Here is a 22674-nt window from a genome sequence, read left to right on the forward strand (position 1 = left end):
ACATGCTTTGGAGAGGTTTTCAAAAGCCCAAGCGCCTCGCAGTCGACACCGAAACACTCACCGAAAAGTACGGCAAGTTCTCCGCGCAGCCTTTTGAGCGCGGCTTCGGTACCACTATCGGCAACGCCCTTCGCCGGACGTTACTTTCCTCTATCGAGGGCGCCGCAGTAACCGCCGTTCGCATTGAAGGTGTCCTGCACGAGTTCCAGTCCATCACTGGTGTTGTAGAAGATGCGACCGACATCATCCTGAACCTCAAGCAGATTCCGTTCAAGCTTGCCGGCGAAGGCCCCAAGGCTCTCTACCTCCGCGCCGACCAGGCCGGCGTCATCACCTCCGGCATGATCGAAGCTGATGGTGACGTCGAGATCCTCGACAAAAACGTCTACATCTGCACCGTCTCCGAAGGCGGCAAGATCGACATGGAGATGCGCCTCAAGCGCGGCCGTGGCTACATCTCTGCCGACAAAAACTTCGACGGCGACCTTGGCCTCGGCTTCATTCCGGTCGACTCCGTTCACTCGCCCGTTCGCAAGGTCAACTACCTCGTCGAGGCAGCACGTCTCGGTCAGATCACAGACTACGACAAGCTCACGATCGAGATCTGGACGAACGGGACTGTACTTCCTGCAGACGCTCTCGGCCTCTCCGCCAAGCTGCTGAAGGACCACATGACCATTTTCATCAACTTTGAAGAGGAGATGGAAGCCGGTCACGACGGCAGCCACGACGGCCCGGCCCTGCGCAACGAGAACCTCAACCGCTCGGTCGAAGAGCTCGAGCTCTCCGTCCGCAGCTACAACTGCCTCAAGAACGCCAACATCGCCACCATCGGCGAACTCATCCAGAAGACCGAAGCCGAGATGCTAAAGACTAAGAACTTCGGCCGTAAGTCCCTGAATGAGATCAAAGAGATTCTCGCGCAGATGGGCCTATCCCTCGGCATGAAGATCGACGAGAACGGTAACCCGCAGCCCGGACCCACCTCCGTTCTGCCCGCAGCCACCCTCGCCGCCAGCTTCGGCAACTTTGATGACGACGATGATGAAGATGAAGATGAAGACGAAGACCTTGACCTCGTCGGCAGTGAGCCAGAGAACTTCTAACCAGGCTTGCGGCGGTGGAGTCCAATCTGCCGCCGCAGTCTTACCTGAAAGCGCAATGCAAGCCGCGTTGCAACAAGCCTCCTGAATCACTTGAGGCCGCTTCACCCGCGCCAGCCTCCACCGAGCGCACATTCTAAGCACCACCGACTCACGGCCAGAGCCGAGTCGAAGGAGATCACCGATGCGTCACCGTAATGCAGGATACAAACTAGGCCGCAACACCAGCCATCGCCGCGCCATGCTGCGCAACCTCGTCACCTCTGTCATCCTGATGGACCGCGTCGAGACCACCATCACCAAGTGCAAGGCGACTCGTCCTCTCATCGAGAAGATGATCACCCTCGGCAAGCGCGGCACCGTTCATGCCCGCCGTCAGGCTGCTGCTTACCTGATGACGCCTGAGTCGGTCGACCGCCTCTTCGCCACCGTGGCCCCGCGTTACGCTGCACGCCAGGGCGGCTATCTCCGCATCACTCGCCTCGGAGCCCGTAAAGGTGACGCCGCCGAGATGGCCTACATCGAACTTCTCGGTGCAGAGCATGAGCTCAACGAGAAGGCTCAGAAGCGCGCCGAAGCTCGCACCAAGAAGCGCGAGGAACTCGCCAAGCAGATGGAAGAGCGCGGCGAAGGCGAAGCCGGCGATCCGAACGCCGAAGCGTAAACTTCAGACAGATAGCAACATAAAGAGGCGCACCTTATGGATGCGCCTCTTTTGTGTTTGTAAGAACGCAATAATCTAGCCGCTGTGCACCACGACGCGATTCTTTCCCGCACGCTTGGCTGCATATAACGCTTCATCCGCCAGTTCTACCAGTTGAAATCCATTCTCAAGCGACTCGTTCATCGAAGCCATTCCTACGCTGATGGTCAACGGCTGATTCTCCCAGTCCTCCGTCGCGACCCGCTGCATAACCCGTCGCGCGAGACCCATGGCGCTCTCTTCGCCGCTCTCTGGTAGCAGGACCACAAACTCCTCCCCTCCGTACCGCGCAGGCAGATCGGGCAACCGTACTGTCGTTCGCAGAATCATGCCCAGTCGTCGCAACACCTCGTCACCGGCCGCGTGACCCCAGCGGTCGTTGATCGTTTTGAAGTCGTCAACGTCGATCAGAAGTACGGAAAGCTCCCGCTTCCTCCGTCGCGCCAGCGAGAACTCCATCACCAGCCGCTCCTCGAAAGATCTGCGATTGCGCAATCCCGTAAGTTCGTCGGTGACAGCGAGCTTGCGCAGCTGGTCGTTGGCATCTTCGAGTTCGCGATGATAGCGTTCCAGCTCAGCCTGATGCGCTACCTCCTCTGACACATCGACGGCCACCCCGGCCAGCAGTACGTTCCCCGCAGAGTCATGGCAGGGAAACTTGAACGACCGCAGCGAACTGACCGATCCGTCAGAGTTTCGAATGTGCTCCTCGGTTTCGACCATCTTTCCGCCTGCCATCACTTCGAGATCATGAGTTCGTACGGATTTGGTCAGCTTTCTCGACCATAGCTGCTCGTCGGTTCGTCCGAGCCACGCATACTCGCTTACCCCAAACCGCTGCGCGAAGCTGCGATTGTAGAAGAGTAGTCGCCCGGCAGCATCTTTGATATAGCTCAGAAACGGACTGGCATTCATGAACGCGCGAAAGAGCTCCTCGCTTGCCCGGAGCCCTGCGCTCGCTCTTTCTTTTTCCGCCAGTGCCTGTTCTAGTGCCCGGCGCTGAACGATCGCTTGCAGTCGAAGACTTATCTGTCGTCCGAAGATCTCGATAGCCTCGGACTGATCCTCGCTAAGGATGCGAGGTGACATATCGACCACGCAGAAGGTCCCGATCGGCTCGCCATCGGAGTCATGCAAACCCACCCCGGCAAAGAAGCGGATCGCCGGATCAAGAGTAACTAGGGGATTACTGGAAAAACGGCTATCCAGCAGGGCATCCTTCACCATGAAGAGCCCAGTCTGCCGTACCGCGTGGGCACAAAAAGCCACCTCCCGCGGAGTCTCGCCCATCTTAAGTATTTCAGACGCACGATACCATTGGTGCCGCTCATCGAGCAGCGTCACCAGGCCAAGTGGAGTTCCGCAAAGACAGGCAGCAAGCCTAACCAGTTCATCACATTCAAGCTCTGGCTGGGAGTCCAACAAATCACGTGTCCAGATCGCCCTTAAGGTAGCGGCTTCAGCTTCTGTTCGACGCACGCTCATCAATCACCGTAAAATCAAGATAAGAATAGCTGCCGTCACCAGCATAAGCCAGAGACAATTTCAAGTGCTTACGAAAGTAACCTCGTGCTTTATTCCTATTGTGGGAATACCTGCAACAAATTAGCCCAATTAAAAGCAGATCCACACAAATTTCAATGGTTTTCGGCCTCTGCCTTGCTCATCCTTTCCCCCTGCTCTAATCTAGAGACAATCATGTATGAAGACTTCAAAGTAACCGACCGCTGGACCGGAGAAGACCTTCACTGCGTATGGAAGGGCACCATAGTGGCCATCGCGACGCGTCATGCCGATGCCACCGACATCCGCTTTGCCGTCAATGGCAGGCCAGTCTGGATCGCCATGCCGAACCTGGCATGGGTCGAGCAGAAGCGACGCACGGGGCATGTCATTACGGATTATCTTGCCGCGCAGACCGCCGGCCGATATCTTCAGCACGCTGTCAAGTCCGGCTACGACAATGGGCGCGAGATGTACACCATGACGGTCGATGAGGTCCTCGAACACGCTAGCGCTGTTGTCAAAGAGGCTGGCCGTACCGACAATCTTCCCAGCCTTCCCGTCATCAACGACAATCTTCGGGCCGAAGACGAGTTGGGCATCCACCTTCCAGGCGAACCAGCATAACCTCACGGGAGGTTGGTTTATGTTCTCGCGACGCCGATTCCTTGTCTTGTTTCCTGCCTTCGCAGCCACTGCGCGCGCCTTTGCCGCATGGCCCACTCGAAAGAAGAAAGTGGCCTTGCCGCCGCCGATTCATGTCTTCTTCGGAACCGACACGAACAAGGGAGTCAGCAAAGGTATCTACCGGTCGACCTTTGATCCTGCTCTTGGTCAACTGACTCCGCCTACGCTGATTGCCGCCACGGTCCGGCCCTCTTATCTTGCGGTCACTCCACCTGGAGCCGGACGCCGCTCGCTTTATGCGGTCAACGCCATCAACGATCCTGGAGCCACCGTTACAAGTTTCATGCTGGATTCGGGGAGTGGCAATCTTCAGCAGACCGGGGAGGTTCCCTCTGGTGGTGCCGGGCCGGCTTATATTTCGGTAGACTCTACCGGTCACGCCGCCTTCGTGGCCAACTACTTCGGCGGTTCTGTCGCCTCCTATCGCGTCCAATCAGATGGAACGCTCAGCCATCCGGTCGAATGCCTCGACTTCAAGGATCATCAGAAGTTCGGAGCACTCGGTCCTAACTCTGCTCGTCAGGACAACTCGCACCCGCATTGCGTTACCATCTCGCCCGATGACCGCTTCCTGCTGGTCTGCGATCTCGGTACCGACCATATCTCAGTCTTTTACATTCATCCTGAGACAGGCCAACTCTCCGACCCACATCTATTCACCAACGAGCGTCCAGGTTCAGGACCGCGCCACGTCGTCTTCCATCCCAACGGCCGCTGGGTCTATGTCATCAATGAGATCGACTCCAGCATTGATCGTTGTCTGTGGACGGCTACCCGATTCAGCAATGCGCCGCAGGGCCTGTTGGTTAATTCCACCTTCTCAATCAAGACGATCGCGGCGGACTTTCCCGCTGAGAAGAATACCGCTGCGGAGCTCACTATCTCTCCTGACGGAAACTTTCTCTACGCCAGCAATCGTGGGGAAGACTCTCTGGTCGTCTTCTCCATTGCAAGAAACGGCGACCTTGCGGTGCTTCAGCGGATCTCCTGCGGTGGTAAAACGCCTCGCCACTTCACACTGGACACGACGGCGCAATGGCTGCTCTGCGCGAATCAGGACTCCGCGAATGTCACGGTCTTTCGCCGCGATGCCGCTACGGGAAAGCTCGCTGGCCCTGCGCAGACCGTCGCTTTGGATTCGCCGCTGTTTACCCTCATCGCCTAAGCCGCGAAGACAAGCGGCCGACTAACCCTTAGGCAACGTTGCCATGTCGATGACGAAGCGATACTTCACATCAGCCTTCAAGACCCGCTCATAGGCTTCGTTCAGCCTGTCGACTGAGGTCAGCTCAATGTCGGAGACGATGTTGTGCTCTGCACAGTAGTCCAGCATCTCCTGCGTCTGGTTCATCCCGCCGATCCCCGATCCTGCCAGCGAGCGCCGATTGGCCACCACGGAAAATGGAGCTACCGACAACGGGGTTTCAGGAAGACCCACAAGGCACAGGGTTCCATTCAATCGCAGCAGATTCAGGTACTGGTTTATATCGTGGGGCGCCGAAACGCAGTCGAGAATAAAGTCAAAGCTTCCGGTATGTTTGGCTAGAGCTGCGGCGTCTTTGGTGACAACCACCTCATCGGCACCCAGCTTCTTCGCGTCATCAATCTTGTTTTCGGAAGTGGTGAACTGCACCACATGCGCGCCGAAAGAATGGGCAAACTTCAAACCCATGTGACCCAGGCCGCCAAGTCCAACAACGCCCACTTTACTGTTCTTCCCAACCTTCCAGTGGCGTAGCGGGGAGTAGGTTGTAATCCCTGCGCACAGCAACGGCGCTACTGCGGCGAGGTTCAGCTTCGGTGAGATCGTGTGGACGTAGTTCTCGTTCACAACGATATTGTTGGCGTAGCCACCGTAGGTGACTTCGCCCGCGTAGTCGCGCTTGTTGTAGGTCTCGACTGCACCCTTCAGGCAGTACTGCTGTTCGTCGGCCTTGCAGTTTTCGCACACTCGGCAGGAGTCGACGATCACTCCAACGGCGGCAAGATCCCCCACCTTGAACTTCTTTACCGCACCACCGACCGCGGTCACATGCCCGACGATCTCATGCCCTGGCACCATCGGATAGATTGAACCACCCCACTCGTCACGAACCTGGTGGATATCCGAGTGGCACACACCGGAGTAAGCGATCTCAACGACGACATCGTTCGCGCCTGGCTCACGTCGCTCAAAGCTGAAAGGAACCAGAGGCGACTTCTTATCGTGCACCGCATATCCATGTGACTTCATCTTTTCCCCTTTGTCGTTGCAGTATGACGGCCAGCAATTAAGAGACGTTGCTTTGGCTCGATTCAGTTATTCGTCATAGTGGAGCAGGCTCAATACGTCGTACTCCTGAAACTTTTCGCGGCCCTTCAGAAAATCAAGTTCAATCGCAAACCCAAGCCCCGCAATCTCGCCGCCGAGTTGCCGCACCAGTTGCACTGTCGCCTGCATGGTCCCCCCGGTCGCGAGCAGATCATCCACGATGACTACGCGCTCGCCCGGCTGGATGGCATCGAGATGAATCTCCAGAGCATCGGTCCCGTACTCGAGATCGTAATTCACTCGAGCAGTAGGTGCGGGCAGCTTCCTTGGCTTGCGCACCGGCACAAATCCCGCGTTCAAGCGATACGCCAGCGCTGGTCCGAAGATGAAGCCGCGAGCTTCGATGCCCAGCACCAGGTCGATCTCTTTCCCAATGTAGTACTGTGCGAAGGCGTCGATCAGCGTGGCGAACCCCGCCTTATCTTTCAAGACCGTCGTAATGTCGTAGAACAGAATCCCAGGTTTGGGAAAGTCCGGCACGGTGCGGATCAGAGTCTTCAGGGGTTCACAATTAATCGGTAGTGTCATCAGTTCTTACCAGGCTCCTTCAATCTCAAATGGTCCGAGCTGCGCGCCTTCGCTCTCGACCAGTTCCTGTTCCTCTACAGCGTCGACGCGGCTGCCGCGCGAACCCTTCCGCAGCGCATCCTTCAACTCGGCAAGCTCTTCTGGTTTCCCCGCCGCAACGATCTCGACGTGGCCCTGGTCGGTGTTGCGGACCCATCCGCGCAGGCCAATCTCGGCCGCCTCCTGGTGTACGAACCAGCGGAATCCGACGCCCTGCACGCGACCTTTTACGAGGTAATGGCACACCATGCAGCCTCCAGTTTCGCAGAGCAGCTACCCCCATGCAAGGCGCAGCAGACGAAAGTAAAGGCGGAGCTGGTGACTCCGCCATCTCCAGGAATGAAGTTATTACGCCCGGCTCATATAGGCGCCTTCTGCGGTGTCCACGCGAATCTTTTCGCCTTCATTAATGAAAGCGGGCACCTGCACGACGAGCCCTGTTTCGAGCTTTGCTGGCTTGGAGACCGACGACGCTGTCGCCGACTTGATTCCCGGCTCGGTTTCCATCACGGTCATCTCGACGACTCCCGGAAGCTCGATGCCGACTGCCTTGCCATCATGAAAGCTGACACTGATCGAGAGATTCGGCAGCAGATAATCTACGGCATCGCCCAGGGTCTCGCGCTTCAACATGGTCTGCTCAAACTTGTCATCCATAAAGTAGTACTCATCGCCGTCGTTGTACAGAAACTCCATCTTCACCTCGTCCACGTAGACGCGTTCAATCGGGTCAGGCGAGCGAAAGCGTTCCGTGAACATCGCGCCAGTGCGCACATTGCGAAGCTTTGCCTGGATGAACGCGCGGAGGTTGCCGGGGGTGCGATGTTCTACCGAGAACACCAGGTGAAGATCGTCCCTGTACTTGATAATCATGCCCGGGCGCATCTGCGTTGCGGGAATCGACATAAAAGAAAACCCCTGATCTGTGCTGAATTCAGCTGTACTGAGAATTTTTGTGGAGGCATCGGCATCTCTGCCGTCAGCCCCACAACCCTATAATTGTAGCTCAGAGAGCATGTTTCCTGCTTCGTTGCGCCTATTGACGCGGGCTTCTGATCAGTCGCCAAAGATCTTGCGAAAGAACCGGCCCAGAGTGTGCGCGAAACCGTGACGAGGAGACGTTGGCGGTGGTGAATTGGGCGGGGGTGGAGTCTGCGCGGACGCCTTCGTAGTTGCTTCGCCGGTCTTTCCCTTTGGATCCGGCGAAGCAGCCGATGTCAGGCTATCCGCTCCCTCACCAGAGCTGAGGGTCGCGGCAACCTGCTCATGCAGATCTCCTGTAGGAGCCTGCGGCACCGCGACTGGAGCCAATCCGGCGCTCACGGCGGCAGGGAAGGGATGCTGTTCCGCTGTAGTCTTTGAAGCGTCACCTGGGTTCAAAAGTGCGTCGGCAACCGTCATCGCAGGTGCCGGAGCAGGCTCTGGAGGGCAGCCACACGACGAACTCTCGTGGTCAACCACCTCTTTCAAGCTGCCATGTTCGAAGAGTACATGCTGCCCGGGGTTCAGTACGTAACTTGTCTCACCAAACTGGTCTGCGATGTTTAGTACGGGCGCTTGCGTCCCACGATTTTCAACGCACGTATCGCCGTTCCTCGTCACGCGTAGCTGCAGGTCGAGCGGCCCGTCTCCCCGCATCGTAAAACGCAGGTCCGGCGTTAACACCATATCGTGCGTCGTCGCGGCCATCTGCACCTCAATCGCCCCACGATCCAGCGCAAGCATCAACGGCTGCTGGCCAGTCGCTCCTTGACCCGCCATTCCCTGACCAGCGGTCACATGCAGCCCACTGGTCGCGCACACCCGCACTGTGCCGCCTCGCTTCAACTCAATCTCAGCCGTGTGATCTCTCGCCGTGACGGTTGTATTCCCCACCAGAATCGCCTGACCGTTGCTGACCTCAAGTGCCCCCGCAACGTTGGCGTTCTGAATCCCAACCACCCCGATCGGCTGTTGCGCTCGCGCCACTCCACACCCCATCGCGAACACAACCATCAGCCGACACACCATCGCACCCACCCTACATCTTCAGAAAATTTTGAATGATCTGCTTCCCATGCACCGTCAGCACGCTCTCCGGATGAAACTGCACGCCTTCAATCGGCAACTCGCGATGCCGAAGCGCCATGATCGTGCTCACGCCCGTCTCCCCATCAGCCGTCCGCGCCGACACCTCCAGCTCCTCCGGCAGCCCCTCCTCCGACACAATCAGCGAGTGGTACCGCGTACACGTCATCGCCGACGGTATCCCCGCAAAGATCGTCTTCCCATCATGCTCCACTTCGCTCGTCTTGCCGTGCATCAGCTTCGGCGCGCGAATCACATTGCCCCCAAACGCCGCCCCAATCGCCTGATGCCCCAAGCACACCCCAAGAATCGGCACCCTCCGCCCACCCACCTCCCCGAGCGCGGCAAAGCGCTTGATCAGTTCCATCGAGATCCCCGCATCCTGCGGCGTACAAGGCCCCGGCGAGATCAAAATCCTCTCCGGCCGCAGCGCCTCAACCTCCTCCGGCGTCAGCTCATCGTTGCGCCGAATCATCATCTCGGCCCCAAGCTCACCCATATACTGCACCAGGTTGTAAGTAAACGAATCGTAGTTATCCAGAACAAAGACCATAGCAATCCTTAAATTCTACGCTCCAGACAGTGCGCTATTGTCGATGCTTAGTAGGAACTTGCCGATAACCCGACTTTCCGGGAGCCTCGGTCGTCCGGCAAAATCGAATCTATGACATCTAGTGAAGTTCAATCATTGGTACGCGAGGAAGCCAAGGTCCTTTCAGTCACAAATGCCCACAAAATCACGCTGGAGCAAGCTGTCATGCGACCCAAGAGAATCTTATTAATCTCCAGAACAGTTTCCGACGGGAGCCTAAAGGATGTGGTCCTGGATGCTTGGCTTGTCGGGCAGAGGACAGCGCAGACGGATACAAGATTGTCATGCGGGATGATGCAAAGCAGTTCGGTCTCGCCTCGGTGGGCTTTGCAGCGGATAAACATCTAGTTTTAGCCGGTTGGTATGGCAGTCTGCTGTCAGCTTTCGTGGCTATGTAGAGGCATCCTTAAAACGGGGTTGTCGGCAGCTTCATCGGCGAGATTGCCGACGACGCGACTTTGCGGGAGCCTAGCGTATCAGATGACCAGTTCTGCTCCATCGGGTCTTATTCAATATGTGCAAAGCGGTCGTGAAAAATGAGCTGGCACGAGCGCCCAAGCTGGCCCCTTGTGCGTCCATCTGGGCTGCAGTCGCTTCGAAAGACCAATAGTTGAAGAGTGGTCGCCCGAGGATATTGCCTCGTGGAACGAAGCCCCAGAAGCGCCCATCTGCGCTATGCTCGCGGTTATCGCCCATGGCAAAGAAATTCCCCGGTGGCACTACCAGATCACCGCCTTGTACATGCGAAGGTAATGCCTGGGACCAGACTTCAAAGGAGCCAGGTGGCGTGCCCCGTGTTGGAAAATCATCACGCGCAGGACTGTATTCGTCATCTGGATCGGCCGAAAATTTCGGCATTGCCGCGTAAGACTCGTTTTGAGCGACTCCGTTAAGGTAAACGACCCCATGTATAAGGTGAATGCGGTCACCAGGAACCCCAATGAGGCGTTTTACCAAGATGAGGTCAGGCGTCTCAGGATTCGGCTTGTAAAAGACGATCACGTCACCGCGCTGCGGCTCGCGATAGTGGACAAAGGGAGCCCACCCGATAGGCGGCGCGAAGGTGATTCGATCTACGAGAACGTGATCGCCGATCAGAAGCGTTTTCTCCATCGAGCCGGAAGGGATCACGAAGTTCTGGAAGACGAAGTTCATAACAAAGAGCCCCGCAACCAGAACTACACAGATAGAGGACAGCGCCTCCAATGGTGTCTCAGCTCTCTCTCTTGTGCCTGCGCTTGTATGTAGTGAGCTAGTCAGTGCTTCCTCAGTCTGCAGAGAGCCGTCCCTATTTTGTTCGCTCACGAGTTCCTCGTTCCGAAAACCAGTTTCTCATAGCCACCCAACAAACGGGGTTATCGGCAACCTTGACAATCGACTCTAGTAGTGAACGACGCGACTCAACCACATACCCCTAAACACCTCTTGCCCGCTCAATCGCCCTTACCACCGCCCGCGCCTTATTCCCACACTCTTCAAACTCCTTCTCCGGCACCGAATCCGCCACAATCCCCGCCCCCGCCTGAAAGTGTCCCTGCTCTCCATTCATATACAGCGTTCGAATCGCAATGCAAGAATCCAGATTCCCGCTGAAGTCCGCATACAGCACACTCCCCCCATAAACCCCACGCCGAGCCGGCTCCAACTCCTCAATAATCTCCATCGCCCGAATCTTCGGCGCACCGCTCAGCGTCCCGGCAGGGAAGCACGCACGAAACGCATCCAGCGCCCCCAACCCCGCCTTTAGCCTACCCTCCAGCGAACTCACCATATGCATCACGTGGCTGTACCGCTCCACAAACATCAGATCCTTCACCTTCACCGACCCAAACTCACTCACTCGCCCCACATCGTTCCGCCCCAGGTCGACCAGCATAATGTGCTCGGCCACCTCCTTCTCATCTGCGCGAAGATCCGCCTCCATCGCCCGATCCTTCACCTCATCCACACCCCGCGGCCGCGTCCCGGCAATCGGCCGATACTCCACCTCGCGCCCATGCACCCTCACCAGCAGCTCCGGCGAAGACCCTACAATATGCGCCACAGAAGATTGTGGCGGCACAGAACCGGATGCCCCACGTCTCGCTTTTGCAGACGTGGGTTTCAACCCAGCCCCAGCGGCGTCATCCAACCCAAACCGCAAAAAATACATATACGGCGAAGGATTCACAATCCGCAGCGCCCGATAAATCTCAAACGCATCCACCCCCGGCACACAATCAAATCGCTGCGACAGCACACACTGAAACACATCCCCCGAAGCGATGTATTCCTTTACCTTCTCCACCGCTTTTAGAAACTTCAGCCGAGGAGTCCGCGAAGTAATCTTCAACTTCCCCTCAGGCTTCTTCTTCCGAAGCACCGGCAGTGCCTCCGCCAGTCGCCTCTCCATCTTGTTCAGCCTTCGAACCGCCCGTTCATACGCACCCTCGCGGGCCTCATGCGTCAGGTCCGCCGTCACCATCAGGTGAATCTCCTTCTTCACATGGTCGAAGGCCAGCACCTGATCAAAGAACATCAGGCAGGCATCCGGCACCCCCAACTCATCCTTCGCCAGCGAGGGCAGCTTCTCAATCTGCCGCACGACGTCATACGCAAAGAACCCCACCGCCCCAGCCGTAAACGGAGGCAGTCCCGGCAACCGCACCGGAGTATGCCCACTCAGCGCCCGCTTCAGCTCCTCGAAGATATCCCCCTCGAACGCGCTCTCCCGTCGCCCCTCGCGAACGGTAATGTGCGTCCCCCGGGCCACCATCTTTTTATAAGGTTGAATGCCGATGAAGGTGTAACGCCCAACATGTTCGCCACCTTCGACCGATTCCAGCAGAAACGCCTCTGGCTCCTCGGAGGCAATCCGCAGAAATGCCGAGACGGGAGTCTCGAGATCTGCCGTCACCGTGCGATAAACGGGCACGAGCGAGTGTTTGCGGCTTAATTTCAGAAATTCACTAGCAGAGGGGAGGGAGTTGGAGTTGAAGGAAGGCATGGCTTCCTCCATCATAAATGCGTCTTTATGCAGGTTTTAGGTCGAATCGGCTAACCTTGACTACGGCGGTCCTCCCCCATTGGTTTCATTGCACATCGTCGTTTCGCGAGCCTATACTCCTCGAGTTTGGCCACAGACCGGTCTGGCACAAGCTGTATCCTGCTTCTTGTGAGGCAAAAGATGGCCGGAGAATCGCTGATACCAGCAACAGAACAAAGGAACGTAAAAATGCAGACCCTTACGCTCGAGCAGGAGACTAACCCCTGGGAAGCCCAGGCCGCTCGATTCGACTTCGCCGCAAAAAAACTCAATCTCGATCAAGGCATCTGGAAGGTCCTCCGCTACCCCTCCCGTGAACTCATCGTCCACATCCCTGTCGGCATGGACGACGGCTCCATTGAAGTCTTCACCGGCTATCGTGTGCAGCACTCCGTAGCCCGTGGCCCCGCCAAAGGCGGCATCCGCTACTCCCCCGACGTCTCTCTCGACGAAGTCCGCGCCCTCGCCTCCTGGATGACCTGGAAGTGCGCCGTCGTCAACATCCCCTTCGGCGGAGCCAAAGGCGGCGTCATCTGCGACCCCAAAAAGATGTCCCAGGGTGAACTCGAACGCATGACCCGCCGCTACACCGCAGAACTCATCGAATTCATCGGACCGGAAAAAGACGTCCCCGCCCCCGACATGGGCACCGACGAGCAAACCATGGCCTGGATCATGGACACCTACTCCATGCACATGCGCCAGACCGTCAACGCCGTCGTCACCGGCAAGCCCGTCAACCTCGGTGGCTCCCGCGGACGCAAAGAAGCCACAGGCCGCGGCGTCTCCGTCGTCTGCGATGAGGCCATCAAGCATCTCGGCATGTCCATCGACGGCTGCCGAGTCATCGTTCAGGGCTTCGGCAACGTCGGCTCGAACTCCGCGAAGCTGCTCGCACAGAAGGGTTACACCGTCATCGGGATCGCCGAGTATGACGGCGCACTTTACAACCCGAACGGCATCGACATCCACGCCCTCATCGAGCACCGCAAGCGCGCCGGCACCATCACAGGCTTTACCGAAGCCGAGGCTGTCGACAAGCACGAGCTGCTTACCTACAACTGCGAGATCCTTATTCCCGCAGCAACCGAAAACGTCATCACCAGCCGCAACGCCGACCGCATCCGCTGCAAGATTCTCTGTGAAGGCGCCAATGGCCCCACGACCACCATTGCCGACGAGATCCTCGCCGACAAGCGCGTCTTCATCATTCCCGACATCCTCGCCAACGCCGGCGGTGTCACCACCAGCTACTTCGAGTGGGTGCAGGATCGCATGGGCTACTTCTGGACCGAGGCTGAGGTCAACCAGCGCCTCGACAACATCATGACCGAGAGCTTCCACGACGTCGTCACCTATGCCCAGACCCACAACGTCAACAACCGCATCGCGGCCTATATGCTGGCAATCGATCGCGTAGCCTACACCACCAAGCAGCGCGGCATCTACGCCTGACGTTCCTGCAACGGCAAAAAGAGGCAGCTCACAAGGCTGTCTCTTTTTGCTGTCTCTTGCTACGGCTCCGGTCTGAACAGCTACTCTTGCACTGTCACTTTCACTTTGGTGGATACGGCTTGAACAGACTGCCCTATAGCGGTTCCAATAACTCGAATCGTATAACTGCCCGGCTTGGTCCCGAGGTCGGTGCAGGCCGAGCATCCGGCTAGGGAAGCCGCTCCGCAGATTGTAAGCACCGCCGCCAGCAAGTTTCGAATCGTCCGCCGCCGCGTACCCGGCAAGAGCAGAACAACCAGCGTCGCCAGAGTCGTACTCGCAAACGGCAGACCAGCCGTCCGCGACTGGGAGTCCGCGACCCCGCAGGACCGGGGAGCCATCATGCTCACGTGCAGCGTAGTGGTTCCGCCACCTCCAGAAATCGTTGACGCTGCGAAGACGCAGGTCGCCTCCGAGGGCAGATCGCTGCACGACAACTGCACCGGCTGCAGATACCCGGACGGAGGAGTCACTGTCACCTGCAGGCTGATCGTGCCGCCAATCGTCGTCGTCGGGGAACCGGTCACCGAAATAATGAACGCATTCGTTGTCGGCGCCAGTGGCAGCACCGTCACCGTCACTGGTGCGGACGTCGATCCCTGATGCGTTGAATCGCCCGAGTACACCGCCGACAGCGTATGTCTCCCTATCGCGAATCTGGAGCCTGCACTCGCGGGACAGCTTGCTGCCTGGGTAACCGCGATCGTGCAGATGTTCGTCCTGCCGTCGAAAAACGAGATCGTCCCGGTCGGCGTGCTGCCATCGCTCGCGGTCACAATCGCAGACCCACTGACCGTCTGCCCGAAGTAGATCGTCGACGGCGTCGAAATCGTAAAGACCACCATGGTCGGGATGCTCGTCACCGCGTGTGTAGGCTTTGTTTTGATCGTGTTGAGCAGCACCGTGATCCCGCCGGTAACGACATCGTCGCTCGCAGGCGTTGTTGACCCCACCGCCGAGTTCGCAATTACCGTCCCGCCGTTGGCAACAACCAGATCCGTAAATCCATCCTTGTTCACATCCCCGGCAGAGATTGAGTTGATCCCCATTCCAGCAAGGAAGTGTGCTTCCGCCCCAAAGATTCGCCGGCCAAGATTTCCCTGCACGCTCACCACGTACCCGTCGCTCATCACCAGGTCCGGCCGCCCGTCGCCGTCTAAATCGATCGCCGCCAACTGGTAAAAGTTACGGGAAGGCGTCATCACCACAGGCGTCGAGAAGCTTCCATCGGCGTTTCCATACCAGAGATAAATTGCGTTTGCTGCGGCTGCCGTCGGGTGAGCGTGATCAGCGCTCGTGTTGTCGTACGCTGCGATCACATCCTGATTGCCATCTCCGTCGAGATCGACCGCGACTGACGAGGTCTGAACAAGTCCCACTCCCTGCGGAGCTCCCGGCAAGCCATCAACCTGCCTCCCGGTGGCCGCACTCACCGGCGCGTTCGTCGATGTCGCTAAGGAGAACGTTCCGTCTCCACTCCCATGCAGCAACAGCGCCTGCGAAGCCGAAACATTTACCACCGCATCCAGATTGCCCGATCCGCTAAACTCCCCCAAAGCTCCGCTCAGCGCCGGTCGTCCTGCCGAAAACGCACGGGAACTCCCGAGTCCTCCGTCCGAACTCCCCAACAGAACTGCGATTCCCTCAGGCGAATCCACCGCCAAATCCAGCACGCCGTCGCCGTTAAAGTCCGCGGCTGCGAAGCTCGCCCGCCCCGGCCCCGCGTTGTAGATCCCCTTTAGCGTCAGACTCAAATCGCTCTGCTCAACCAGAACACTCACGCCAGCAGGAGTCGCCGTATAAAAATTGTGGCGCCCTGCGGTATCCGTCACCGAGACCAGGTGTCCCCCCAAACCTGTCGTCGCATCTGCGCTCCCACTTCCGCCCTCAGGGCTGGTCGAGAAACTTCCATCGGCGTGTCCATGAAAGATCTCGATCCGTCCGTCGACGCCCTCCAACACGAGGTCGGGATGTCCGTCATCGTCGACGTCATGCAGCAGCATGCTCCGCGTCGCGCTTGAACCGGCAAAGCTCCCGAATGCGGTCAGCAGCCCATCGGTCGATCCAAAAAAGACATCCACCACTCCGCCGACGACAGACTGAATCACCAGGTCGGTGTGACCATCCCCGTTCAGATCTGCAGTTGCCATCGGCCCAACCCCGCCCGGCAGACGCGTTCCGACGATCCTCACCAGAACTCCGCTCTCATCGCTCGTCAGCGTAATCAACGAAGGGTTCGCGGCATCCTCCACTAATAGATCCAGGTACCCCCTATCGTGCAGCTGCGCCCCCATCAAGTAGCTGAACCGCGGCGCATTCGTTCCCAGAATGGCGAAGGTCCCAAGCTCCCGCGCCGGCCTAAAGGTTCCATCGCCGTTCCCCAGCGCCAGATAAGCCTTTCCGAGCCCAACCGCGCCCCAGACCCACGCAAGGTCCACATGCCCGTCGTGATTGAAGTCTGCGACCGCAATCGAAGCTCCCGCGGTAGCCAGTGTCTGGCCGGGCGCGAAGGTTCCATCCCCGCTACTCAGCAGGATATGAGTCGTTGACGAGGTCGCCGTCGCGCCATAGTCGGTATAGATCAGGTCAGCCCGACCGTCTCCATTCACATCGGCGGCCACAACTCCTGAAGGCCAACTCCCCGTAGCAATCATCAGAGATTGTTGAAACTGCTGCGCCGGTTGTTGAAACTGCTGTGCCGTCGCAGCCAGGGCTATCAGGCTTAGCGAGCAGAAGGCTATCGTCCTCGGCAAGATACTACGAATCGGCATATCGAAACGCTCGAACTACTTCTCTATCGGCGTTGTCGAAGGAACAGAGAGGTGCATCTGAAGTTAGAGCTCCAGGTAGAACTCCTATTTCGGGAGGGAATTTCAGGAGGGAAAGGGACAGCAGTCTCAGAGCCGTCGAAACCACAGCCTGTGTCGCTAAAGTCCTCCGCTATCTTGTCGATAGCCGCCAAGGAGTAGCCCCGCAACCTCAGGCTGCCGTTGGCCTTTCCCACTTTCACGCGTCTTACTGTGGCAGAATGCTAATGTGTCGCGTACTCTCGATGCGCACTGTGTAACCTCTCGATGAACCTGCCCAACTCCATCACGATGAGCCGTATCGCATGCGTCCCTCTGCTCATCTGGATCCTCTCGCCCGCCTTCCCGTTCACCGGCGGACACGGAACCGTGGGCCTGCGCGGCGGCGAACAGGAGATTATCGCCAGCATCGTCTTCATCCTTGCCGCAATCACCGACGGCCTCGACGGCTACCTCGCCCGTCGCCGCAAACAGATCACGACCATGGGCATGCTGCTCGACCCACTCGCGGACAAGCTCATGGTCACCGCCGCCTACATCATTCTGGTGGCCTATAACCCCCGCGTGGTGCCGCCCTGGATCGCGGTCCTGGTCATCGGCCGCGAGTTCCTTGTCTCGGGTCTCCGCAGTATCGCCGCCGCCGAAGGCTTCACCATAGAAGCCAGCGAGATCGGAAAGCTCAAGACCGTCATTCAGATCGTCTCCGTCGTCGCGGCCATCCTTGCGCACCGCTGGGACTATTGGGTCTGGTTTCCAAACCTGGGCGGCGGTTACATCGTCGGCGTTCACTTCATCGCCGTCACTGCCATCTATTGGATGACCATCGTGTCGATCATCTCCGCGGTCGACTACTTCATCGGCTTCTGGAAGAAGATCGACCACGCCTCCGACAAACGCCGCAAGCGTCGCAGCTTTGTCCTCACCCGCAAGCCCAAGCCGATGCCTCCGGCAGAGCATCCGTCCCGCATCTCCTAAGTCCCGGCCCTGGGTTCAAAGCGACTACGGGTTACTCGTTACCCTGCCGGAAGACGATGGCCCCATCGTCTTATAGTCGAAGGTAACGTCTGTTTCGAAGCGAACGGGCTCCGTGCCAACCATCAGCGGCTTGAAGCTCCAACCGCGTATCGCATCGATTGAGCTAGTTCGCAACATCTCAGGCCCACTCACTATAAGAGCTTTCTCGATCGCTCCTGAACTTGAAACAACCGCTCTTACAACGACGGATCCGTTTAAATGAGCAGCCGCTGCGAGAGGGGGATAAATAGGCTGCTTTCGTGTTAGGACTATATCGGCGGCCTGGCTGGTAGTGAGCCTCCGCAGGAAATAACGCGTCGCATCCTTATTTTGCTCCAAAATAACGCCATCATTTCCGTCGCCGATCAGCTGTACAACCCAGTTACAGGAAACCCCATCTTCTGAAACTTGATAAAGAATCCGCACGCAGGCATCTGACGTTTGCGGGCAAGAAGAGGGGGCATCTTTGCCAACCGACCACGCTCCATTGGATGGCAAGGATTTGCCCGTTTTCTCTACGACGACTGTAGAGTCAAGAAGGCTTTGCTTCAGCATCGCGCGGATCGCCTGAGCGCCAACGTCCTGTAAGCCTGCTGCACCTTTCTCAGCTTGTTGTGCGCTTAAAGGGGAAGCCATACATATAAGGAATGCTACCGCCGATAAAAGAAAATGGGGAATTACCCGAAAACTAACACTCATCCAATACGCCTTTCACTTCAATCATTGCTGGAATTGGAATTCCAGTAATTCTACGCGACCATCCCTCTAAGCCGGCTATATGAACAATGGTCTCGCATCTTCTAAACAAACGGCAGATCTTCAAACGTCGCAAAATTCTTCCTTGAACGCATGTCCTAAGAACATAGACAAACCGTCATGGTGCCTCTCCTAAATACTTCCTCCGGTCTTCCGAAGCGTCTAGAATCAATGCAATGACACTTGTAGAGAAGCTTCGAAATAAAGCGCGCGCCACCGCGGACGGCCTCTTTTGCTCATCTTCTCCTGACGTTCGTCCGGTTGGCGATATAGATAGTGGAGGTTGGTATATAAACGTCAGCGAGCCACTTAGAGTCATCTACTGTGCAGGCGTCGGTCTCGATATGAGCTTCGAAGTGGCGTTGGCAAAGATGGCGGCTGAGCCAGTTCTTGTCTTCGATCCTTCTCCAACCGGCATAGCCACCGTGGAGAAGTCTGACATCACGAACATCAAGTTCTTCCCCATCGGGCTTGCAGCTCACAGCGGGTCCATCGAGTTTTCGCTGCCGAAAGACGCTGCCGAAGGGTCATATTCCGTGGTCCAGGAGGGCGTCGAAACTATCCGGTTTGACTGTTATGACCTTGGCACGATCATGAGTACAAACGACGACTCCTACATCGACCTGCTGAAGATGGATATCGAAGGATTTGAGTTCGATATCGTCCATCAGATCCTCGATCAACGCATCCCGATCCGGCAGTTATGCGTCGAATTTCACTCGTGGCTCAGGCCTGGCCAGACGTACAAGACGATAGTAAGGCTCCATCGTGCGGGCTACCGGCTCATTCATAAAAAGCGAGGCGATTACACCTTTCTCCTCGATAGATCACGTTACGCCGAACTGCAACGCAGCTACACTCAGCAACCGGCGTAGCTAAAATCTACTGCAGGATCGGAATCCCAGCGATCCTGCGCGACCACTCCTCCGGTCCTGTCGTATGCACGCTGGTGCCTTTGGTATCGACCGCGACGGTCACCGGCATATCCTGGACCTCGAACTCGTAGATCGCCTCCATCCCGAGGTCCGCGAACGCCAAGATCTTGGAGCTCTTGATCGCTTTCGAGACTAGGTAAGCGGCACCCCCAATCGCGATCAGATACACCGCCTCGAACTCGCGAATGGCATCGATCCCGGCAGGCCCGCGCTCCGCCTTGCCGATCATTCCCAGCAGGCCGGTCTCAGCCAGCATCTGCCGCGTGAACTTGTCCATGCGCGTTGCGGTCGTCGGCCCGGCAGGTCCTACGGCCTCGTCGCGCACCGCCTCCACCGGCCCAACGTAGTAGATAAAACGGTTCTTGAAGTCGACCGGAAGCTTCTCGCCCCGCGTCAGCATGTCAGTCATTCGCTTGTGTGCCGCGTCGCGCCCGGTCAGCAGTTTGCCCGAGAGCAGAAGTACCTCACCCGGTTTCCACGTCTTCACGTCCTCGTGCGTCACAGTATTCAGATCAACCCGTCGCGCCGTGTGTACGTCGTACTCCAGCTTCGGCCACGCATCCAGCTTCGGCGGATCGACCATCACCGGCCCGCTGCCATCAAGATGGAAGTGCAGATGCCGCGTCGCCGCGCAGTTCGGAATCATCGCGACCGGCAGATTAGCCGCATGCGTCGGGAAGTCCATGATCTTAACATCAAGCACAGTCGTCAATCCGCCCAGCCCCTGCGCCCCAATGCCCAGTCGATTGACCTTGTGATATAGCTCGATCCGCAGCTCTTCGATCTTCGTCTTTGCTCCCCGTGCGATCAGCTCCTGCATATCGATCGGGTCCATTAGCGACTCCTTCGCCATCACCATCGCCTTCTCCGCAGTTCCTCCGATCCCAATCCCCAGCATCCCAGGAGGGCACCACCCCGCGCCCATCCCCGGCACCGTCTTCAGCACCCAGTCCACCACCGAGTCAGAAGGATTCAGCATCGCAAACCTGCTCTTCGCCTCCGATCCTCCTCCCTTCGACGCCACCGTAACGTCAACCTCGCCGCCCTCCACCAACTCGACGACCACCATCGCCGGAGTATTGTCGCCTGTGTTTCTCCGCGTAAACGCAGGGTCTTCCAGAATGCTCGGCCGCAACACGTTATCGGCATTCCGCCATGCCTCGCGCACGCCTTCATCGACCATCTCCTGCATCGACATCATGCCGCCGATGCCGGGCTCCCAACGAACCTCCATCCCGACCTTCACGAACGCTGTCACAATTCCCGTGTCCTGGCAGATCGGCCGATGTCCCTCCGCGCACATGCGCGAGTTGATAAGAATCTGCGCCATCGCATCCTTCGCGGCGTGGCTCTGCTCCATCTCGTAGGCTCGTGCCAAGTTCGTAATGTAGTCCACCGGATGGTAGAAGCTGATGTACTGCAGCGCGTCCGCCACACTCCGGATAAAGTCGTCCTGCCTGATCGTCGCCATTACGAACTGCCTCCTACGGATCATTCCGCTGCTACCGCATTTTACTTGCGCTGCGGCATCTCTGGCCGAATGCGTCTTGTCTTCACCTACACTCGGAATCAAATCATCGCAAAGCAAAACGGGTGCAGCGAAGTCTTTTGCCGCACCCGTTCAAAATTGCCCAACGCTCACTTGATCTTTCCGAACCTGTACACCAGGCCAACGTTCACCCCGAAGTTGTTCTGGATCGTGCTCTGCGGCCCATGCGTCAGATCCAGCGGATCCAGCCGGAAGAATGTACCCACGTAGGTTGGCGAGACCCTGAACGCGATGTTCGGATAGAAGTTGTAATCGAAGTTGGCGCCCAGAGCAAAGGCCGGCTTGGTCGCATCCTGCCACACCCCAATGTCCTTCGACTGAAAGCCCTTGGCGCCGCCGTCGAACTTGCCCAGCGCTGCTCCGCCCTCGCCCGTCACCGTCACCGCAACCTTCTCCTTCGCATACACCCTGTACGCCACTCCGCCCAGGAACGGATACTCCGAGATCTGCGGATTGAAGGGCAGGGTCACGGGCGAACCAAGGTTGTTCCCGATCTTCGCATTCCCATACGCCCCGCGAACTTCACCGATGATTCCCAGCTTCGGATTCAGGAAGTACGTTCCCGACCCCCAGAACGTCACTTCATTGCTCTTCTGCAGCGAAGATCCGGCTTTGAACCGCATGTACCCTCCACCACCCGCAACTTCATACCGGTGGTCGTAGGTCTCTGCCGTCGTCCTCGCAATGCGAGCCTTGCGGTTTGCGCTCGACTCTCGCCGCGTCCTGCGCGTCACTTGCGCCTGTGCTGCAACTCCGCTGGCCATCAGCCCCACCAGCAACAATCCTGCTACCTTCTTTACACTCGAACGAAAACCGAACATCAACGATTACTCCTGCACAAGCTTGGCTTTGCTATTGTGGAACTCAAGATCCGCTGGCTGGAACCCCAACTGCGGCCATCCCTTATTAGAACATCCGCCGCCCCTCAAAGCGGCCTTCACCCTAAAGGAGTTTGCTCAAGATGGCGAAAAAAGGCAGCAGCAACGGAGGTTTTGGCAAAGTCGTTCTCGGTTTTCTGATCGGTATCGTCGCCGTTGCCTTGGGACTCTTCGCTTACCTCAAGTTCGGACCGCTGCCCGTCGCGGTGGCTGACGCACCCCTGCCGTTCGAAAAACAGATCGTCAAGGTTCCCCTCAACGCCCGCATCGAACGCGAGTCCAAGACCCCTCCCTTCGGCACCAGCGAGGATGTCTTCGAGTCCGGAGCACACGTCTATCGGACGGAGTGTGCGAGCTGTCACGGCACTCCCGGTCGAGATGTGCCCTTTGCTAAATCCATGTTTCCCTCAGCTCCCCAGCTCTGGAAGAAGCACTCGAATAGCGAAGTAGTCGGCGTCAGCGACGATGAGGCCGGTGAGACCTACTGGAAGGTCGCCAACGGCATCCGCCTCTCCGGTATGCCCTCCTATAAGCATGTCCTCTCCGATACCCAGATGTGGCAGGTTAGCCTGCTTCTAAAGAACGCCGACAAGGAGCTCCCCGGCCCCGTCACCCAGATCCTTGACGCGCCAGCGCCATAAGCAGTCCTCGAAGAATTAAAAAGGAACGGCCTCGACGCAGCA

At 57.8% G+C, this 22674-nt stretch carries 21 protein-coding genes; 8 read left to right on the forward strand and 13 right to left on the reverse strand.

Annotated elements, in window-relative coordinates; all coding sequences use genetic code 11:
- Nucleotides 1–2 precede the first annotated feature (2 nt).
- Nucleotides 3–1106 (forward strand): DNA-directed RNA polymerase subunit alpha, encoded by a 1104-nt coding sequence (locus tag HDF08_RS02685; protein WP_179585606.1) that lies wholly within the window; start codon nucleotides 3–5, stop codon nucleotides 1104–1106.
- Nucleotides 1107–1287: 181 nt separating this feature from the next.
- Entirely contained in the window at nucleotides 1288–1767 is a 480-nt protein-coding gene (rplQ, locus tag HDF08_RS02690) for a 50S ribosomal protein L17 (RefSeq protein WP_020715205.1), read from the forward strand.
- A 75-nt stretch (nucleotides 1768–1842) separates the two neighbouring features.
- On the opposite strand, the gene HDF08_RS02695 is transcribed toward rplQ, so the two are convergent.
- The gene (locus tag HDF08_RS02695) at nucleotides 1843–3291 is read right to left on the reverse strand and encodes a GGDEF domain-containing protein (protein ID WP_179636978.1); all 1449 of its coding nucleotides are present in this window, start codon (nucleotides 3289–3291) and stop codon (nucleotides 1843–1845) included.
- Between the two features lie 213 nt (nucleotides 3292–3504).
- Here HDF08_RS02695 and HDF08_RS02700 point away from each other — a divergent pair, with 213 nt between their 5' ends.
- Nucleotides 3505–3936 (forward strand): hypothetical protein, encoded by a 432-nt coding sequence (locus HDF08_RS02700; protein WP_179636980.1) that lies wholly within the window; start codon nucleotides 3505–3507, stop codon nucleotides 3934–3936.
- A 19-nt stretch (nucleotides 3937–3955) separates the two neighbouring features.
- On the forward strand, nucleotides 3956–5161 hold the full coding sequence (locus HDF08_RS02705) for a lactonase family protein (protein ID WP_179636982.1): 1206 nt from the start codon (nucleotides 3956–3958) through the stop codon (nucleotides 5159–5161).
- A 21-nt stretch (nucleotides 5162–5182) separates the two neighbouring features.
- Here HDF08_RS02705 and HDF08_RS02710 read toward each other — a convergent pair whose 3' ends face one another.
- From HDF08_RS02710 to trpE, 8 genes are all read right to left on the reverse strand, one after another.
- The gene (locus HDF08_RS02710) at nucleotides 5183–6229 is read right to left on the reverse strand and encodes an NAD(P)-dependent alcohol dehydrogenase (RefSeq protein WP_179636984.1); all 1047 of its coding nucleotides are present in this window, start codon (nucleotides 6227–6229) and stop codon (nucleotides 5183–5185) included.
- A gap of 66 nt (nucleotides 6230–6295) precedes the next feature.
- Nucleotides 6296–6835 carry an adenine phosphoribosyltransferase gene (locus tag HDF08_RS02715; RefSeq protein WP_179636986.1) on the reverse strand — a complete coding sequence of 180 codons (540 nt, stop codon included), beginning with the start codon at nucleotides 6833–6835 and terminating at the stop codon, nucleotides 6296–6298.
- Between the two features lie 6 nt (nucleotides 6836–6841).
- A complete protein-coding gene (locus tag HDF08_RS02720) occupies nucleotides 6842–7123 on the reverse strand; it encodes an acylphosphatase (protein ID WP_179585594.1) in 282 nt (93 codons plus the stop codon).
- Between the two features lie 99 nt (nucleotides 7124–7222).
- The gene (gene efp / locus HDF08_RS02725) at nucleotides 7223–7780 is read right to left on the reverse strand and encodes an elongation factor P (RefSeq protein ID WP_179636988.1); all 558 of its coding nucleotides are present in this window, start codon (nucleotides 7778–7780) and stop codon (nucleotides 7223–7225) included.
- A gap of 150 nt (nucleotides 7781–7930) precedes the next feature.
- Entirely contained in the window at nucleotides 7931–8893 is a 963-nt protein-coding gene (locus tag HDF08_RS02730; RefSeq protein WP_179636990.1) for a nuclease, read from the reverse strand.
- Between the two features lies 1 nt (nucleotide 8894).
- Nucleotides 8895–9494, reverse strand: a complete 600-nt coding sequence (locus HDF08_RS02735; RefSeq protein ID WP_179636992.1) for an anthranilate synthase component II — start codon at nucleotides 9492–9494, stop codon at nucleotides 8895–8897.
- A gap of 507 nt (nucleotides 9495–10001) precedes the next feature.
- Entirely contained in the window at nucleotides 10002–10838 is an 837-nt protein-coding gene (gene lepB, locus HDF08_RS02740) for a signal peptidase I (RefSeq protein ID WP_373563108.1), read from the reverse strand.
- Between the two features lie 109 nt (nucleotides 10839–10947).
- Entirely contained in the window at nucleotides 10948–12534 is a 1587-nt protein-coding gene (gene trpE, locus HDF08_RS02745; RefSeq protein ID WP_373563109.1) for an anthranilate synthase component I, read from the reverse strand.
- A gap of 213 nt (nucleotides 12535–12747) precedes the next feature.
- Here trpE and HDF08_RS02750 point away from each other — a divergent pair, with 213 nt between their 5' ends.
- Nucleotides 12748–14013 (forward strand): Glu/Leu/Phe/Val family dehydrogenase, encoded by a 1266-nt coding sequence (locus HDF08_RS02750; RefSeq protein WP_257030850.1) that lies wholly within the window; start codon nucleotides 12748–12750, stop codon nucleotides 14011–14013.
- 80 nt (nucleotides 14014–14093) lie between these two features.
- Here the strand turns inward: HDF08_RS02750 and HDF08_RS02755 are convergent, their stop codons facing one another.
- A complete protein-coding gene (locus tag HDF08_RS02755) occupies nucleotides 14094–16823 on the reverse strand; it encodes an FG-GAP-like repeat-containing protein (RefSeq protein ID WP_179636998.1) in 2730 nt (909 codons plus the stop codon).
- A gap of 303 nt (nucleotides 16824–17126) precedes the next feature.
- Here HDF08_RS02755 and pgsA point away from each other — a divergent pair, with 303 nt between their 5' ends.
- Nucleotides 17127–17834, forward strand: a complete 708-nt coding sequence (pgsA, locus tag HDF08_RS02760; RefSeq protein WP_179636999.1) for a CDP-diacylglycerol--glycerol-3-phosphate 3-phosphatidyltransferase — start codon at nucleotides 17127–17129, stop codon at nucleotides 17832–17834.
- Nucleotides 17835–17858: 24 nt separating this feature from the next.
- On the opposite strand, the gene HDF08_RS02765 is transcribed toward pgsA, so the two are convergent.
- Entirely contained in the window at nucleotides 17859–18572 is a 714-nt protein-coding gene (locus tag HDF08_RS02765) for an energy transducer TonB (RefSeq protein ID WP_179637001.1), read from the reverse strand.
- Between the two features lie 233 nt (nucleotides 18573–18805).
- On the opposite strand from HDF08_RS02765, the gene HDF08_RS02770 reads away from it, so the two are divergent.
- Nucleotides 18806–19504, forward strand: a complete 699-nt coding sequence (locus tag HDF08_RS02770; protein ID WP_179637003.1) for an FkbM family methyltransferase — start codon at nucleotides 18806–18808, stop codon at nucleotides 19502–19504.
- A 7-nt stretch (nucleotides 19505–19511) separates the two neighbouring features.
- On the opposite strand, the gene HDF08_RS02775 is transcribed toward HDF08_RS02770, so the two are convergent.
- On the reverse strand, nucleotides 19512–21035 hold the full coding sequence (locus HDF08_RS02775; protein ID WP_179637005.1) for a fumarate hydratase: 1524 nt from the start codon (nucleotides 21033–21035) through the stop codon (nucleotides 19512–19514).
- A gap of 167 nt (nucleotides 21036–21202) precedes the next feature.
- Nucleotides 21203–21934 (reverse strand): outer membrane beta-barrel protein, encoded by a 732-nt coding sequence (locus HDF08_RS02780; protein ID WP_179637007.1) that lies wholly within the window; start codon nucleotides 21932–21934, stop codon nucleotides 21203–21205.
- A gap of 140 nt (nucleotides 21935–22074) precedes the next feature.
- On the opposite strand from HDF08_RS02780, the gene HDF08_RS02785 reads away from it, so the two are divergent.
- Nucleotides 22075–22632 carry a c-type cytochrome gene (locus HDF08_RS02785; RefSeq protein ID WP_179637009.1) on the forward strand — a complete coding sequence of 186 codons (558 nt, stop codon included), beginning with the start codon at nucleotides 22075–22077 and terminating at the stop codon, nucleotides 22630–22632.
- Nucleotides 22633–22674 lie beyond the last annotated feature (42 nt).

The sequence above is a fragment of the Tunturiibacter empetritectus genome (genome assembly GCF_013410875.1).
In the GTDB taxonomy this organism is placed as follows: domain Bacteria; phylum Acidobacteriota; class Terriglobia; order Terriglobales; family Acidobacteriaceae; genus Edaphobacter; species Edaphobacter empetritectus.

Excerpts from the sequence above, each read along its gene's own strand:
- HDF08_RS02695 (WP_179636978.1), bottom strand. The coding sequence starts at position 3,291 with ATGAGCGTGCGTCGAACAGAAGCTGAAGCCGCTACCTTAAGGGCGATC.
- HDF08_RS02755 (WP_179636998.1), bottom strand. The coding sequence starts at position 16,823 with ATGCCGATTCGTAGTATCTTGCCGAGGACGATAGCCTTCTGCTCGCTA.
- HDF08_RS02780 (WP_179637007.1), bottom strand. The coding sequence starts at position 21,934 with ATGTTCGGTTTTCGTTCGAGTGTAAAGAAGGTAGCAGGATTGTTGCTG.
- trpE (WP_373563109.1), bottom strand. The coding sequence starts at position 12,534 with ATGATGGAGGAAGCCATGCCTTCCTTCAACTCCAACTCCCTCCCCTCT.
- pgsA (WP_179636999.1), top strand. The coding sequence starts at position 17,127 with ATGAACCTGCCCAACTCCATCACGATGAGCCGTATCGCATGCGTCCCT.
- HDF08_RS02705 (WP_179636982.1), top strand. The coding sequence starts at position 3,956 with ATGTTCTCGCGACGCCGATTCCTTGTCTTGTTTCCTGCCTTCGCAGCC.
- HDF08_RS02775 (WP_179637005.1), bottom strand. The coding sequence starts at position 21,035 with ATGGCGACGATCAGGCAGGACGACTTTATCCGGAGTGTGGCGGACGCG.
- HDF08_RS02750 (WP_257030850.1), top strand. The coding sequence starts at position 12,748 with ATGCAGACCCTTACGCTCGAGCAGGAGACTAACCCCTGGGAAGCCCAG.
- HDF08_RS02715 (WP_179636986.1), bottom strand. The coding sequence starts at position 6,835 with ATGACACTACCGATTAATTGTGAACCCCTGAAGACTCTGATCCGCACC.
- rplQ (WP_020715205.1), top strand. The coding sequence starts at position 1,288 with ATGCGTCACCGTAATGCAGGATACAAACTAGGCCGCAACACCAGCCAT.
- HDF08_RS02710 (WP_179636984.1), bottom strand. The coding sequence starts at position 6,229 with ATGAAGTCACATGGATATGCGGTGCACGATAAGAAGTCGCCTCTGGTT.
- HDF08_RS02735 (WP_179636992.1), bottom strand. The coding sequence starts at position 9,494 with ATGGTCTTTGTTCTGGATAACTACGATTCGTTTACTTACAACCTGGTG.
- HDF08_RS02770 (WP_179637003.1), top strand. The coding sequence starts at position 18,806 with ATGACACTTGTAGAGAAGCTTCGAAATAAAGCGCGCGCCACCGCGGAC.
- HDF08_RS02765 (WP_179637001.1), bottom strand. The coding sequence starts at position 18,572 with ATGAGTGTTAGTTTTCGGGTAATTCCCCATTTTCTTTTATCGGCGGTA.
- efp (WP_179636988.1), bottom strand. The coding sequence starts at position 7,780 with ATGTCGATTCCCGCAACGCAGATGCGCCCGGGCATGATTATCAAGTAC.
- HDF08_RS02785 (WP_179637009.1), top strand. The coding sequence starts at position 22,075 with ATGGCGAAAAAAGGCAGCAGCAACGGAGGTTTTGGCAAAGTCGTTCTC.
- HDF08_RS02720 (WP_179585594.1), bottom strand. The coding sequence starts at position 7,123 with ATGGTGTGCCATTACCTCGTAAAAGGTCGCGTGCAGGGCGTCGGATTC.
- HDF08_RS02685 (WP_179585606.1), top strand. The coding sequence starts at position 3 with ATGCTTTGGAGAGGTTTTCAAAAGCCCAAGCGCCTCGCAGTCGACACC.
- HDF08_RS02700 (WP_179636980.1), top strand. The coding sequence starts at position 3,505 with ATGTATGAAGACTTCAAAGTAACCGACCGCTGGACCGGAGAAGACCTT.